13 protein-coding genes and 1 pseudogene are annotated in these 14,909 nt (G+C 63.8%); 1 reads left to right on the forward strand and 13 read right to left on the reverse strand.

The window, feature by feature from the left end; translation table 11 throughout:
• Positions 1-57: 57 nt before the first annotated feature.
• Positions 58-1,302 carry a multidrug effflux MFS transporter gene (locus tag Q7514_RS13005; RefSeq protein WP_330133682.1) on the forward strand — a complete coding sequence of 415 codons (1,245 nt, stop codon included), beginning with the start codon at positions 58-60 and terminating at the stop codon, positions 1,300-1,302.
• Between the two features lie 57 nt (positions 1,303-1,359).
• Here the strand turns inward: Q7514_RS13005 and Q7514_RS13010 are convergent, their stop codons facing one another.
• The 13 genes and pseudogenes from Q7514_RS13010 to Q7514_RS13065 all read right to left on the reverse strand — a co-directional run bounded on the left by Q7514_RS13010 (position 1,360) and on the right by Q7514_RS13065 (position 14,808).
• Positions 1,360-2,202 (reverse strand): SDR family oxidoreductase, encoded by an 843-nt coding sequence (locus Q7514_RS13010; RefSeq protein WP_330133683.1) that lies wholly within the window; start codon positions 2,200-2,202, stop codon positions 1,360-1,362.
• 46 nt (positions 2,203-2,248) lie between these two features.
• Positions 2,249-2,977: an MFS transporter gene (locus tag Q7514_RS13015; RefSeq protein WP_330133684.1), complete on the reverse strand. Its 729-nt coding sequence runs from the start codon at positions 2,975-2,977 to the stop codon at positions 2,249-2,251.
• A 136-nt stretch (positions 2,978-3,113) separates the two neighbouring features.
• A pseudogene (locus Q7514_RS33190) lies at positions 3,114-3,614 on the reverse strand (MFS transporter); the annotation flags it as partial.
• 75 nt (positions 3,615-3,689) lie between these two features.
• Positions 3,690-4,457 carry an N-acyl homoserine lactonase family protein gene (locus tag Q7514_RS13020; protein ID WP_330133686.1) on the reverse strand — a complete coding sequence of 256 codons (768 nt, stop codon included), beginning with the start codon at positions 4,455-4,457 and terminating at the stop codon, positions 3,690-3,692.
• 170 nt (positions 4,458-4,627) lie between these two features.
• A complete protein-coding gene (locus Q7514_RS13025) occupies positions 4,628-5,410 on the reverse strand; it encodes an alpha/beta fold hydrolase (protein ID WP_330133687.1) in 783 nt (260 codons plus the stop codon).
• Positions 5,411-5,575: 165 nt separating this feature from the next.
• Positions 5,576-6,274 carry an IclR family transcriptional regulator gene (locus tag Q7514_RS13030; RefSeq protein ID WP_330133688.1) on the reverse strand — a complete coding sequence of 233 codons (699 nt, stop codon included), beginning with the start codon at positions 6,272-6,274 and terminating at the stop codon, positions 5,576-5,578.
• Positions 6,275-6,388: 114 nt separating this feature from the next.
• Positions 6,389-7,138: an enoyl-CoA hydratase/isomerase family protein gene (locus tag Q7514_RS13035; RefSeq protein WP_330133689.1), complete on the reverse strand. Its 750-nt coding sequence runs from the start codon at positions 7,136-7,138 to the stop codon at positions 6,389-6,391.
• Positions 7,135-8,721 carry a class I adenylate-forming enzyme family protein gene (locus Q7514_RS13040; protein ID WP_330133690.1) on the reverse strand — a complete coding sequence of 529 codons (1,587 nt, stop codon included), beginning with the start codon at positions 8,719-8,721 and terminating at the stop codon, positions 7,135-7,137. The genes Q7514_RS13035 and Q7514_RS13040 overlap by 4 nt, the downstream gene beginning before the upstream one ends.
• On the reverse strand, positions 8,718-9,899 hold the full coding sequence (locus Q7514_RS13045; protein WP_330133691.1) for an FAS1-like dehydratase domain-containing protein: 1,182 nt from the start codon (positions 9,897-9,899) through the stop codon (positions 8,718-8,720). Before Q7514_RS13045 ends, Q7514_RS13040 begins: the two co-directional genes overlap by 4 nt.
• Positions 9,900-9,959: 60 nt before the next feature.
• Positions 9,960-11,447, reverse strand: coding sequence for an aldehyde dehydrogenase family protein (locus Q7514_RS13050; protein ID WP_330133692.1), 1,488 nt, complete (start codon positions 11,445-11,447; stop codon positions 9,960-9,962).
• A gap of 211 nt (positions 11,448-11,658) precedes the next feature.
• Positions 11,659-12,822: an iron-containing alcohol dehydrogenase family protein gene (locus Q7514_RS13055; protein WP_330133693.1), complete on the reverse strand. Its 1,164-nt coding sequence runs from the start codon at positions 12,820-12,822 to the stop codon at positions 11,659-11,661.
• 103 nt (positions 12,823-12,925) lie between these two features.
• Positions 12,926-14,365: an MFS transporter gene (locus Q7514_RS13060; RefSeq protein WP_408016091.1), complete on the reverse strand. Its 1,440-nt coding sequence runs from the start codon at positions 14,363-14,365 to the stop codon at positions 12,926-12,928.
• Positions 14,362-14,808 carry a MarR family winged helix-turn-helix transcriptional regulator gene (locus Q7514_RS13065; protein WP_330133695.1) on the reverse strand — a complete coding sequence of 149 codons (447 nt, stop codon included), beginning with the start codon at positions 14,806-14,808 and terminating at the stop codon, positions 14,362-14,364. Before Q7514_RS13065 ends, Q7514_RS13060 begins: the two co-directional genes overlap by 4 nt.
• Positions 14,809-14,909 lie beyond the last annotated feature (101 nt).

Consider the following 14,909-nt stretch of genomic DNA (forward strand, 5'->3'; position numbering starts at 1 on the left):
GACATACCTATGTGAACATAACCAATCTACCGATTCGAAAGAGAGTCACTTCTCGCCGTGAACAAGACTTCGACGACCACAGCCTCCCTGATAGCCATGCTGGCGCTTCTGAGTGCACAGGGCCCCTTTGCCATCGATATGTATTTGCCGGCGTTTCCCCAGATGATGGTGGATTTCGACACCGGCGCCGCCACTGTTCAGCTGACGCTCACCGCATTCATGCTCGGCATGGCCGTGGGCCATCTCGTCATCGGGCCGTTGTCGGATCAGTTCGGCCGACGCAAGCCGCTACTGATCGGCGTCTTCGCCTGCACGATCGCCAGCGCGCTCTGCGCCGTCGCACCCAATGTCGAATTCCTCATCGGCATGCGATTCGTGCAAGGTTTCGCAGGTGCTGCCGGTGTCGTACTGGCACGCGCCGTGATCTCCGATACAGCTCACGGAGCGCAGGCCGCGAAGCTGTTCTCCATCATGATGGCGGTGAGTGGCATCGCACCGGTTCTCGCGCCGCTGGCAGGCGGCGGAGTCATCGCTTTCGCCGGTTGGCGCGGAGTGTTCTGGGTGTTGGCAGTTTTGAACCTGATCATGTTGATCGGTTCGTTCTTCATCCTGAAAGAGTGCCTGCCACAGGAACTTCGCAGCAGGGGAGGCGTCAGCGAACTCTTCTCCAACGCCGGGCGCGTTCTCCGCAACAAGCGATACCTCGGATTCACCTCCGCCTTCGCGTTCTCGATGGCCGCCATGTTCGGCTACATTGCTGCCTCGCCATTCGTGATCCAGAACATCCTCGGACTCGGCACTACCGCCTACTCACTGATCTTTGCCCTCAACGCCCTGGGCCTGACCATCACCAGCATCGTCGCGGTGCGGCTGGCGGATTCCGTGGGGCCGCTGCGGATGACGTACGTCGGGGTCTCCGGACTTCTGGTGTCCAGTGCCGCTCTGCTGGCGGTCGTGTCGCTCGCCGATACACCACTTGTGCCCACCCTCGTCCTGCTCTTCCTGGCCATCTCGCCGCTGGGCTTCGTCTTCGGCAATGCCGCGGCATTGGCCACAGAGCAGGCCAAGAAGTACGCCGGAACGGGATCCGCGATCCTGGGCGCACTTCAGTTCACCCTGGCTGCCCTCGCCTCACCGTTGGTGGGACTCGCCGGGGAAGGCAGCGCCATCCCGATGGCAATAGTGATGCTCGCTGCCGGCGCCATTGCCCTCCTGAGTCTGGTGACCCTCACGCGCGGCAGCACGAACGAGCCGGGGACCGATCACGGCGAGCGCCAACTGGAAGCCGTGCAGGGGCGCTGATTTCTCGACCTGTATCCGGATTGCCGACGTGGAGAGTCCTGCCGCCTCCGGAACTGATCACGGTCGCCGCAGCAGGTCGACGAGACCGATCGGACCGGTACCGGTCAGCTGTTCGACCGTGTCGGTCACAGGCGCGAGTTCACCTGCCGCGATCGCAGTGTATGTCGACACCCAAGCGTCGAGTTGCCAATCCGGGACGCCGTAGTGCCGACGCGACTCGTACGCCTGCTCGACGGACTCTTCTACGTAGGTGACCTCTTGCCCGCTCACATCGGTGATCATGCGAGCGACCTCGGCGAGGGTCAGGGCCTGGGGACCGGTCAGGTCGTAGGTGCGACCCGCGTGCGCGTCGAGATCCGACAGGACGGCGGTGGCGCTACGCGCGACATCTTCGCGCGCCACCGCACCTACCTGACCATCGGCAGCCGGTCCGCGGATCACCCCGTCGCTGCCGGCGAGAGTAGGAAGGAAGTCGAGATAGAACGAGTCGCGCAGAAAAGTCCATGCCATCCCGGATGCGCGTAGGTGCTGCTCGGTTGCCCAATGGTCGCGCGCCAACGTGAACGTGGCCTCAGGAGATGCTCCGAGGAACGAGGTGTAGACCACATGTTGTACACCCGCATCGGCGGCCGCGTCGATGAACGTGCAGTGCTGGTCGAGGCGGTCTGCGCTCTCGGCTGCCGAAACCATGAACAGCACCTGCGCTCCGCGCAGTGCTGCGGTCGCCGCCGCCAGATCGCCGTATTCCGCCTGCACGATGCCCCAGGCCCCGGTCGGTGCGCGATCCGGATCGCGCACCACCAGTCGCAGACGAGCCGCAGTATCGGTGAGGTGACCGGCGACTGCTCGCCCGATATGGCCCGTAGCCCCGCTGACTGCGATTACAGATTCGGTGGTCATGGTGGCAGTTCCCTCCCCTCTCGGTACCTCCCTGCCCGGTCACGGCTCAGTTGTTCGATCGAAGAATCGGACCCGATACATCACGCAGATCTCGATGGCGTGTCTCGGGCAGACCGATCGCGCTGAGCAGACTGACAAAGCATAGCCCCGCCACGAAGACACCGAAGGCCACAGGACCGAATGCAAGTGTGATCGCACCGCCGACCATCGGAGGCACCGCTCCGCCCAGTACCAATCCTATATTGTATGCGAAAGCGGATGCTGTGTAGCGGTATTCGGTCTCGAACAGTTCCGACAACATCACGTTGAGAGGGCCGATCTCGAGGCCCGCAAGGAACATTGTTACGCACAGCAGCAACAGATACACACCACCGGAGGCCGTGTCCAGAATGGCGAAGACCAGCAGGGCCCAGACGACCGCAACCGAAGTCGCCACAACAAGCACCGGGCGGCGCCCCACCCGGTCCGACGCGATCGCTCCGACAACGACACCGAGTGCCCAGCACAGGCCCCCTACGATGCCAGCTGCCAGTACCGTGCTTCGGGCCAAGCCGAGCTGTTGCGTTCCGAGATTCGCAAAGTAGGTAGCACCGAGGTAGGTGAATGCGGCCTGCATGATCGACAGGCCCGCAACCAAGAGCATCTGACGCGGTTGACGACGCCAGGCCACGAGGAACGGCATCTGCGAACGCCCCTTTTCGCCTTCGACATCGGTCTTGACCTCGTCCTCGAATACGGGACTCTCCTCGATGTTCAGGCGAATATACAGACCCACGACGATGAGAATCCCACTCGCCAGGAATGGAATTCGCCACCCGAACGAGGCGAACTGCTCGTCGGAGAGAGATCGCCACCAGCAGCAGAGTGGCGTTGGCGAGGACGATGGAGAAGCCTCCACCCAAAGAAGTGAACATCGTCCAGAACCCACGCTTCGCGTCCGGCGCGCTCTCAGTGCTGAAAAGCGCTGCTCCCGCCAGTTCACCGCCTGCCGCGATACCCTGGACGATGCGCATGAGGACGATCAGAATCGGCGCGGCGACGCCGATCTGTTCCGCCGTCGGCATCGCACCCACCACGACCGTCGCACCGCCCATCAGGACCAGGGTCGTCACCAGCATGCGCTTGCGGCCGAGCCGATCGCCGAAATGACCGAAGATCAACGCTCCGACAGGGCGTGCAACGAACGCAACCCCCAGAGTTCCGAAAGCCGCGATCGTGCCGGCCATCGGCCCCAGCGCAGGGAAGAACACATTGGCGAAGACCAACGAGGCTGTCACCGCGTACAACGTCAGGTCGTAGAACTCGATCACTGTGCCGGTGAAGCCCGCCAGCGCAATCCGGCGCATCTGCCTATCGGAACGCGCAGGTTGAGCGACCGGTATCACTTTGCCGTTCTTGGCTTCTGGTGTCATCAAAGACTTCCTTCTGATTTCGAGCCTCGCCGACGAGTCACTCTCCACGGCGGGAGCGGAGGCGTAACGGGCCGGTCAGTATCCGAAGGTGCCCGTGTCCACTACGGCGTGATCATGGCTGGGTAGCGGCGTCCAGCCGGTGCCCTCGAGACGCGCAAGGCTAGCGTGAAAATCGGCAAGGTCCGTGAACCGCCCTGACGGCAGCGGGGCCTCGGAATCCCATCGCCTCCAACTGTCCACGGCGTCGATACAATCGCCCGTTATGACGAAAGTCCCCGTGCCCGTGTCGACACGAACACCCTGCGAGCCGGGCGAGTGACCGGGCAAGGGCAGGACCCCCAATCCGGGTGCTACTTCGGTGCCACCCTCGATCTCACGGATCCTGTCGAGGCACCGGGTGAACGGCGGAATCGAATCGGGATGAATCCTGTAGGCGCGCTCGTCATCCGGACCGGGAGCCGCCGCATAGCTCAACTCGGACCGCTGGACCAGAATCTCGGCATTGCCGAATACATCGTTGTTCGAACAGTGATCCCAGTGCAGGTGCGTATTGATCACAAGATCGACCTCACCTGGACGGACCCCTACCCGGGCAAGTGCGTTCTCGACTCGCTCCTCCTCCGCCACCACGTAGCCGAAGGGAATCTTGCGGCGGACCTCCTCGTCCTCAGCAGGACCACCGGTATCCACGACGACCGTTCTGTCATCCGACCGCAGGACGAACCTGATCAGTGGCAGGCTGCACGTTCGCTGGGATCGATCCTCGAGATAGATCAGCTCTGACGGAACATCCTGCAGTTCACCGAGTTTGACTGCATCGATAACCCACTTTGCCGTTCCCATCTGCGTAAGCAGCCCTTTCGCCCCGGACTCCACCCGAGCGTCACGGACCCCTCCGGCGCCCGGCCCGGATCATCGCTCGCGCAACAGTGGAGCGACGAACGCGGCCGTTCACGAGACTTTGCAGGCATTTCCGAGCCGGGGGATCAGCAAGCTCAAGTGGGGTTCGGAATTCAGAGGGAAGCCGAAGGCACTTCCGAGCTATCGACCCCGGCAAGACTCCGGGCCTCGAACAGAAGCTCCACCACAGCTGCAGGATCGGTGACCATGGCGTTGTGGGAGGTATGCAACACGCGATAGTGGAAGCGAGGATCATCCGTGCTGCGCGCCCGAGCGCGCGCGAGAAGGTGCTGTTCGAGCGACGAAGGAACACACTCGATGAACATTCCCGAGTGACTCCAGACTCGATCGGTCGCGCCGATACAATCCTGGTAGGTCTTCAACGGCTGAGCGGTCATTCGGCTGTTCGCCCACGCAATATCGGCGGGGTCGGTGACGCCGTAGCGACTGGCATCGGCCGGTGGGATGTACCACGAGTCGCCGTGCTCCTCGGCCAGAGCGACCATCGCCGCAGCGCGCTCCTCACCGTTGAGATCGAAGACGGACTCTCCGGAATATGGCATGTGGGCGTCGAGCAGGACCACCGTCTGTACGCGGTCGGCGATGGCCTCCATCGCTCCGCTGACCACCATTCCTCCGTAGCTGTGTCCGACGAGTACGACATTGTGGAGGTCTTCGTACGTGAATGTCGCGACGAGATCCTGTATGTGGGTATCGAGACCGACACTCCGATTCAAGAGGTGGGCACGGTCACCGAGCCCCGTCAAGGTCGGGGTGTGTACCTCGTGCCCACCCTGACGGAGAAGCGCTGCGACACGCTTCCAGCACCACCCACCGTGGCGCCCGCCGTGGAGCAGGACGAAGGTTGTCGGTTCAGGTGAAGAGGCCGCTTCCATAGCAGCACTCCTTTCTCGGAGTCCTCGAAGTCAGTGCCGAGCTATTCGGACTCATGATTGATTCCGATGTGGAACAATGCTTTTGCCGTTCCGGCTCGAGCTTGCCCTGCCGTGACACCGAGCACGCCGACAGCTGACTACCGGCCTACCGCGCCGTACTCGGCCTCAGCGTCGGGAATCGATCCGCTGCTGCCAGGTATCGACGTGGTCGAGCAGGATCTTGCTCAGTTCCTGCTCGCGCGGCAGCATCTCGACACTCGGGCCGACCAGGGTCACTTCGGCAACAGCTTTCCCGGTCTTGTCTCGAACGACGGTGGCCAGTGCGAACCTGGTACCGGCGTGGAGCGTGTTCCGTGCGATGCGGGTGCGCTTGATCTCGTCGTATTCGCCGAGGAAGGTGTCGACAAGTGCCGCTTCCTCTTCTCCGCACCGACGAAGGTACCCATCCATCTGATTCGGCGGCTGGTTGGCCAGCAACGCCTTGCCGCCTGCGGTCTCGAGCAGTCTCCGGCGGATGTTCTTGCGGGCACCGAACCCTGCCAGCAGATCAGCGCCGATTTCGGACACATAGATGAGGTTGTCCCCGGCCTGCACGCCGAGGAACACCGTCACGCCCGCAGCTTCGTGCAGGGCCTGCAGGTCTGCGTCGGTGACCGAGCCCGCACGCAAGTGTCCGCTCGCCAGCGTCAGGCCGTGCAGGGCCGGGCCGATGTAGAACCGGTTGTTGTCCTGGTGGAGCCATCCGGCAGCGACCAGGCCGCGAATGAAACCGTGCACCGAACTCTTCGGAGCGTCCAACGCACGAGAAAGCTCCGCGAAGGTCATGCCCGGGTTGTAGACGACCTCCTCGAGGATTCGAGTCACTCGGTCGATCGTCCGGTGGTTCTGGGGACCTCGGTCCGCTCGGTCGCTGGAAATTTCACTCACGGTCACAATCTAACCTCATCCCTCGGAGGGAAGGCCGCTACCGCCTTCATTTCACGTTCCCACGAATACCGGTGCTCGCTTGGCGATCGACGCCGCGATTCCTTCGCGAAGATCCGCTGTGGCCAGCAATGCTGTCTGTGCGGTCGCCTCCTCGTCGAGCGCTGCGGTCACCCGTGCGGCAAGATCGCGGCGCATCGTGGATCTGATGGCAGGCAGAGACAGCGGCGCGGATTCTGCGATCTCGGTGGCCCACCCGATCGCGTCAACCCGCGGGTCACCCGTTGCGACCCGATCACAGAGCCCGATCGCCAGTGCCTCACCTGCGTCCACGTTGCGGCCTGTGTACAGCAGGTCCAGCGCCTTCTGCTGTCCGACGACCGCGGGCAGGGTGACGGACAATCCGAACCCGTGGTGAAATCCGAGCCTCGCGAAGTTCGCGGTCATTCTGGCATCCTGACCTGCGACGCGGAAGTCTGCGGTCATTGCGAGACCGAGCCCTCCTCCCACCGCTGCGCCCTGGACTGCGGCGACTATCGGTTTGCGGGTGGTGAACAGCGACGCTGCTGCACGGTAGACCCGGCGGAGAATGTGTTGGTCCACTCCTCGCAGGTCAGCGCCGGCACAGAAATTCCGTCCCTGCGAACACAGCACGACAGCGCGGACATTCGCGACGGAGTCGAAGTGGACCAGCGCCTCACCGATCTCGCTCAGACCGGACTCGTCGAAGAAGTTGTGCGGTCCCCGCTGCACCTCGACGATTCCTACGCTCCCCTGGGTACTGGTGGCCACGCCGCCGGTCATCGGGCCTCCTCGAGGAGCTGTCGTGCGGCAGCAACGACCGCCTTCTTGTCGATCTTGCCCGCATGGTTGACCGGAAACGGTTCGCGGTGCGGGATCCATCGGCTCGGAATCGCGAAGGACGCGATCCGACCGCGCAACTGTTCCGCCAGGTCTTCCGGACCGCGGTCGTGGGTGAGCACAACCGCAGCCACGAGATCCTCACCGAGGTCCGAGTGGGGAATGCCGAACACAACGGCGTCCGCGACATCAGGTAGAGCGGTCAACGCCGCTTCGACCGCTGCGGGGGCGATGTTCTCCCCGCCCCGGATGATCATGTCCTTCGACCGTCCGGTGATCCACAGAAATCCGTCGTCGTCCAATCGACCCAGGTCGCCGGTGTGCAGCCATCCGTCGGAATCGATCGGCGATTCGCTCTCCCCCAGATACCCGAGCATCTGTGTGGGACTGCGCAGCAGAATCTCACCGTCCGTGAACTCGGTGGAGGGCGCGATCCTGATCTCGACGCACGGGAGAGCCCGTCCGGTGGTTCCGGGGCGTTCGACGGTATCGGCTCCCGAGGCCGCGACGCCCTGCCCGCCGTTCTCGGTGAGGCCGTATCCGGTGGCGATTCGCGGTTCCACGCCGGGAAGGCCGGTGAGGATTCGGTCGACGAATTCCGGCGTCATCGGTGCGCCACCGACCGTCAGCGATTTCAACGTGGTCAGGTTGCGCGTATGCACATCCGGGTGTTCGAGCACGCGCGAGACCATCGTCGGGACCGCACTCCACCGCTGGATGCGCCACTGTTCGATCAAGCGCATCGCTTCGGCGGCGTCGAACTTGCCTGCCGGCATCACCAGCGTGTCGCCCACGCAGATTGCCCGTAGGAGCGTTTGCACACCACCGACATGGAACATCGGTCCGGTATGCAGCGCCGCCTGGCCGGTCGATTCGCTCACCTGATGCGGCAGCCGTCGGGTTATGTGCAGGAGCATCTGCAGTCCCGCGAGCAGCGACCGGTGGGACAGGACAGCGGCCTTGGGCCGTCCCGAGGTTCCCGAGGTGAAGATGATGGCCGCCGGCGAGTTCTCGTCGATCGCTTCTGTCGGTAACTCGACCAGCGCCTCCGAGTCGGTCTCGCGCTCGAGGTCCCACGGGAACAGCGACCACTGGGACGGCACCCGACCAGCGACCCGATCATCGGCAACGACCAACCTCGGGGCCACTGTGTCCAGCGAATCGGCGAGTTCGCTCTCACTCCACCATGCGTTGGCCAGAACCGCGACCCCGCCGGCGGCGACCGCCGCCCAGAAATTCACGATCCATTCCGGGCTGTTCCATCCGAGGATCACCACACGATCGCCGGCGGTGACGCCGCGTGCTCGCAGTTCTGCGGCACGCTGCCGTACCGCCCGATGGAATTCGGCGAAGGTCACCACGTGGTTGCCCTGCACGATGTAGGCACGGTCGTTCCAGCGATCCGCGAGCGACAACAGCGAACCGAGGTTTCGTGGACGGTGGGTATACATCCGGTACGTCCGTCCGTCGACGACGACCGGCTCGATCGAGGTACCCCACTGTGTGGTGGTGGATTCGACGGTCACCGGGCGCTCTCCTCTGTTGCGTCCGCGCGGTGCGGCAAGCGGATGACGGCCGAACCGGGCATCACCGATTGGCCGCGCTGGTTGGTTGCCCAGGTCTCGACGTGGACGACACGGTGCCCGGCGTCGTCGATGAGCTTGTCGGTGATGCGGCCACCGAGGCGGACGACATCGGACAAGTAGACATGCGAGCGGTACTGGCCGTGGATCGACTCGAGGAATGCGTCGTCGCCCATCCAGTTCGTCAGATGGTGGATCTGCCATGAGGTGCGCTGGATGCCCACGTCGTACGCGATCTGCGCGCCCTGCAGGCCTGCTGCGTAGTCGTTGTAGTGCACCGAGTAGACGGGCTCGAGAGCGCTCGTGGACGGGTCGCGGAAGGCCCACTTGGGGTGCTTCTTGTAGCGGCGCAGCGCAACGCCGTGTGCGGAGATGCGCGGGATGGGCGCGGCGCCCGCGGCGATGAACGCGATTTCGTCGGTCAATCCGATCGGTCCCTTGGTGATGACGTCGAGTTCGTCACCGACCTGCACGTCGTCCCAGTAGCGCGGTTCGGCGCCGCGTGGCTTCTCGGCAAGGATGTCGTTCTCGATCTGTTCGAGTTCCTCGTCGGTCCACGGGTGCGGAAGTTCGATCTTGCGCGACTCACGCTTCGCCTGCATCTCGGTGCGCTCGAATCGCATGCGCGAGCATATGAATGTCGCTGCGAGCTCGTCGTTCTGGTTTCGGTACTCCTGACGCAGGTAGTCTTTGATGCGGCGCCCGGCGAAGTTGCTCCCCTCGGTCGGGCCGTCGAAACCGTCGAACACCACCTTGGCCGTGATCTTGTCGTCGACGCGGATCGGCGTGTGGAAATCGATGGTGGTTTCGCAGTGGAACCCTCCGAGCCCGGGCCAGCCGACCTGGACCGATCCGAGGCACGCAAAGATGAACGACGGCGGGGCGATGATCCCCCCGTGAGCCGTTCCTGCGGCGTACTCCGGGTCGGTCCACAGGGGATTGTCGTCACCGATGCCTTCGGAGAAGCGAAGGATGGCCAAGCGGGTGGCGTACTCGTTGTTGACCGCTGAAGCGGTACGCAGTTCGGTACCGATCAGTGCTCGCATGTTCTCGAGCATCTCGTCGGTGAACCGCGCTTGCGCGAGTTCGCGTCCGATTTCGGCGTCCTGTGTCTGGGTCATGGCTCTCCTGATGTTGGAAGGTCTTCTGTAAGTGACTGTTTCCGATTCCGATCGGGATCGTCAGTCGAGGGTCGAGACGACCGACTTCGTTTCGAGGTAGTTCTCCATTGCCTCGGGACCGCTCTCGCGTCCCCATCCCGACTGCCGGTAGCCGCCGGCAGGCATGTGCACGCCGCCCGCACGGTGCACGTTGATGCCCACGCGTCCGGCGCGCAGTCGTCTGGCGATGGTGTGGCCGAGCGCGCCGTCGCGTGTCCAGACACTCGAGGCCAGTCCGTAGGAGGTGTCGTTCGCGAGAGCAACGGCTTCGTCGATGTCGGAGAACGGCATGACCCCCAGAACGGGGCCGAAGATCTCTTCCCGCATGACGGCCATCGACTGGTCGACATCTGCCAGAACGGTGGGCTCGAAGAAGTAGCCCTTGTCGCCGATCCGGCTGCCGCCGGTCACTACGCGAGCACCCGCTTCACGTCCGCCGTCGACGTAGGCGGTGACGCGCTCGAGTTGCTTGGCGGAGATCAGGGGGCCGAGGTCGACGTCCGGATCCGCCCCGTAGCCGATGCGCAGACGACGCCCTTCTTCCGCAACGCCCTCGACGACCTGGTCGAAGACCGCTTCATGGACGAACAGCCTGGTACCCGCCGCGCAGACCTGCCCGGTGTTCCAGAAGACGGCTCCTGCCACGCCGGGGACGGCCGCTGCGAGATCTGCGTCCGGCATGACGATGACCGGCGACTTGCCGCCGAGTTCGAGTGAGAGCTTCTTGATGTTGCCGGCACCGGCGTTGATGATCGAGCGTCCGACCTCGGTCGAACCGGTGAACGCGACAGCATCGACGTCGTCGTGTTCGGCCAAGGCGGATCCGACGGTCGAGCCGGGGCCGGTGACGATGTTGACCACACCCGCCGGCACGCCGGCCTCGTGGAGGATCTGCCCCAACCACAGTGCGGTGAGCGGTGTTTCGGCAGCAGGCTTGAGAATGCAGGTGCATCCGGCAGCGAGCGCGGGAGCAAGCTTCTTCGATGCCGAGATCAGCGGTGCATTCCAGGGCACGATCATCGCGACCACGCCGACGGGTTCCCTCAGGGTGTAGCCCTGGATACGCCGCTCGGCCGGCCCCAAATCCGCGGTGCGACCGTGGATCTTGTCTGCCCAGCCTGCGTAGTACTGGAACTGGGCGGCCGCTTCGAGCACCATGGCACGCGCCTGGGGAACGGGGATTCCCATATCCCGGCTCTCGAGCACTGCGAGGTCGTCGGCCGAGGACTTGATCAGCTCCGATGCCCGCCACAGAATCGCTCCGCGCTGTTGCGCCGGCAGTCTCATCCATCGCTCTTCGTCGAAGGCACGGCGGGCTGCGGCGACCGCTATCTCGGCGTCCTTCTCCGAGCCGAGCGCTACGTCCGCGATCTTCTCCCCGGTTCCCGGATCGTAGGTCGGGAATGTCGCGGCCGAGATCGATGCCGACCAACCTCCGTCGATGAACATCGGTGCGGAACCGTTGTCCTTCGACAGGGGGAAGGACCAACTCTGCGGCTGTGTCGTCATGAACGTCTCTCCTTGTGATGAGCGGCCGATTCCGTGGTGCCGACCGGCGGGATGTGACGGTGTTCGTGTCGTCAGCACCGGCTGGGGAGGAGTCAGCGCGGCACCGTTGTTCGTATATTAGAACTATTGGACCTAAATGTGAACACCCGGAGTGGGACGGATCTCGATCCGGCACATCCCCGGGCGGCGAAACGAGAATCCGGACGCGCAGCTACCAGGCCTGATCGAGAATCTGTCGCAGGTCCTCAGAACTCGCAGGGCGAGGAACCGCAGTGACAGCCCAGTCGCGCAGGGTGTGGTCGACGACGTCGGGAAGGTCGGCCTGTTCGATGCCTACCTCACGAAGGCGGCGCGGGATACGCGCGGAGGTGAGCACCTCCTCGACGGCGGCGATCGCGAGAGATGGCGATTCGGCTCCCACCACACCCAGTACTCGAGCGATCCGGATCATGGCCCCATCGGTCACGCCGAGATTGAAACGTATCGTATGAGGCAGGAGCAGGGCTTCGACGACACCGTTGCCGACCGTCGAGCGCGGACCCAGAGCATGCGAGAGCGCCTGAGCCAAGCCCGTGCCCGCATGATCACTGCCCTGACCTGCAAGGAGTGCGCCGAACATCAACTGGACGGCAGCCTCGGGGCCGGGCCCTTCGTCGATGCGACCGATCCAGGTACCCAGCACGGTCAGTGCCTGACCGAGTAGCGCCTCTGCAAGCGGGTTTCCGCGCGTGGACTGCATCCCGTCGACCGCCATCGCGAAGGCATTGAGCGCCGACGACCGCGCCAGAGCGGCCGGGGCCGTCGACGCGACTACGGGATCGAAGACAACACCCGCTGCCCGCGCTTTCGGATCGAAGAGCGCCAGCCTCTCCCCCGTCGCCGGGTCCCGCACCGCAGCTCCGGCCTTTGCATAGGCGGTGGTGGGTGTGGACGGAACAACCCATATCGGCACCTTGGGAGCCGACAATCGGGGGCTGATCATCCGGCCGTCCTCCGCTCGCCTGGTGCAGAGGTCTCGGATATCTCCGCCCTCACCCGCCAGGATCACCGCCGCCCGTGCAGTCACGACCGCGGAGCCGCCGCCGAGCGCCACCACCGCCGTCGCCCCGGAGTCGACCAGGAGTTCACGAGCCTTCTCGACAGCCGGCAACGGGCTGTGTTCACGCGCCTCGGCGAACCGCGCCACCAATCGCTCGCCGAGCGCGGACTCGACACGTTCGAGTGCCTCTCGATGAGACAGCATCGATGCGCCACACATCAGCATCACGCGATGAGGCCGAGGGCGGTCGAGCTCTCTCGAGAGCAGGTCCAGCGCATTCTCACCCGAGTAGGTACGAAACGACGGGGTGGTGTGGCGCACGGTCAACACGGTCATAGGACCTCCGGAGTCGGTGAAACCTCATGTCTTCTCCGACCCGAGCTTAGCGCGTTAGTTCTTATATAGGAACAGTAAGACGTATATACAATCTCAGCTTCGCTTACTCCGAGTAGTGCCCGGGCCCCACCCCTCGCACCTCACCCTTCGGTCCCATATGGCGTGAGAAGACGACCCCGGCAACCAGAGCCGCGGCGGCGGCGATGATGAACCACGCCATCCGATGGAGTCCCTCGTCGTCGTCGATCGAGTTCCCGGCGGTCACCTGTAGGACAACCACAGAAAGGTTCGCTCCGATGAACGCCATCGTGCGGAACATCCCGATCGCTGTGCCCACCTCCTCGACCGAACTCACGGCGTTGACCAGGCTCTGATTACCGATGTTGTTGAATCCGTTGGGGATGCCGAGCACCGCCGCAACCAGGAGCAACACCAGCAGCGGCGCTGTCGAGCGCTCCACGGACACAATCAGAATCCCGCCGACCAGCAGTGCGACCGTGCCGACGAGGAGGGTCGCCCGGGCCCCCACCCTCCGATAGAGACGAGATCCGGCGATCGTCGCGATGACGCTCACTCCCGCGACCGGCAGCATCGTCAAACCCGCCTCGATCGCGCTCATCCCCCTCACGTACTGCAGCCACTGGGGAATACCGAAGAACACACAATAGAAGCAGGTGTAGGTGACCATAGTCCGGACGAGTGTGTTGCTGAGCGCACGATTGCGCACCAAGGCGCGAACATCGAAAAAGGGTTGCGGTGCCCGCAATTCCCACCACACAAACAGAACAGAACCGATGCCGACCACCGGCAGCAACCACCACAACGGACGATCCCGAAACGACACGAGCAACAGCATCAACGACGTAATCGCGATCAGAAACAGCACGATGCCCATCACGTCGAGCGCACGAAGGGCCTCACCCGCGGACGCCGACCGGCCGCCGGCGAATCCGACGTCGGCCCGTATCACAGCGATCGCACTGAGTAACACCACCGGCAGGTTCACCCAGAGGATCGAATGCCACCCGAACGTGCCCACGAGAAGTCCCCCGATGGTGGGGCCGAGAGCAGCGACGGACTGGCCACACACCACCAATGTGGTGAGTGCGGTCCGCGACGAACGCCCATAACGCTCCGCGTAGCTGCGGATCATCGTCATCGCGTTGGGCATGTGCGCCGAGATCCCGATGCCGAGCAGAACGTACGCTGCGATCAGCCACCCCACGCTCGGCGCCAGCATTCCGACGACCGAGCCGGCAGCAACGAGAAGCAAACCACCGACGAACACGCGCCGCGCCCCGAACAGCGAACCCAAACGACCCGCCGTGGGCGCACCCACCGCAGTGGTGATGTACATCGCCGAGATGACCCAGGACACCCCAGAGGTCGACCCGAACTGGGCGGCGATACCGACGATGGCAACGGCAATCATCGACGAGTTCAGCGGCTGCAATACGCTGCCGGTCGCGAGCGCGCCACTCACCCGGAACGGAACAGGGAGATCTTCCGCTCCGGGCGAAGTCCGACTGCTGAGGGCAGTCACGATCGCGACCCCCTCGGTGGCGGGCATGGAACCTCGGCCAGGCGAGCCAACAGACCGCCCGCGATGAACAGCAGCTCCCGCTCCGCATCGGTGCAGCGTTCTTCGAGCGCGGCCGCGAGCCACTCACTGCGCCGTGCACGATCCGCGGCCAGCGTCTCGACTCCCGAATCTGTGATCGAAATCAGCTGCGATCGAGCATCTTTCGGATCAATTGAACGAGTGACCATGCCCCTGGACTCCAAGGTGCACACCGTGCGAGCAATGGTCTGCGGAGCTACCTGCTCGAGATCGGCGAGGGCGCGTGCACTCAACGGTCCCGACCGATCCAGATGGGACAACGCCTGCATCTGTGTCGGCGTCATCAGATGACCAGCGTTGTTGCTTCGAATCCTGCGGTTGAACGCGACCACGTTCTCCCTCAACCGATCGACACGTTCATCCACTCGATCTCCACCACCAAACTAGACAGCAATATTGTTTTTTCTAGGAAGTTTGTCCCAGGTATTGACATCCTTGGACGAAACACTACACAGCATTGCTGTCT

The organism is Rhodococcus artemisiae (assembly GCF_036327795.1).
Classification (GTDB): domain Bacteria; phylum Actinomycetota; class Actinomycetes; order Mycobacteriales; family Mycobacteriaceae; genus Rhodococcus; species Rhodococcus artemisiae.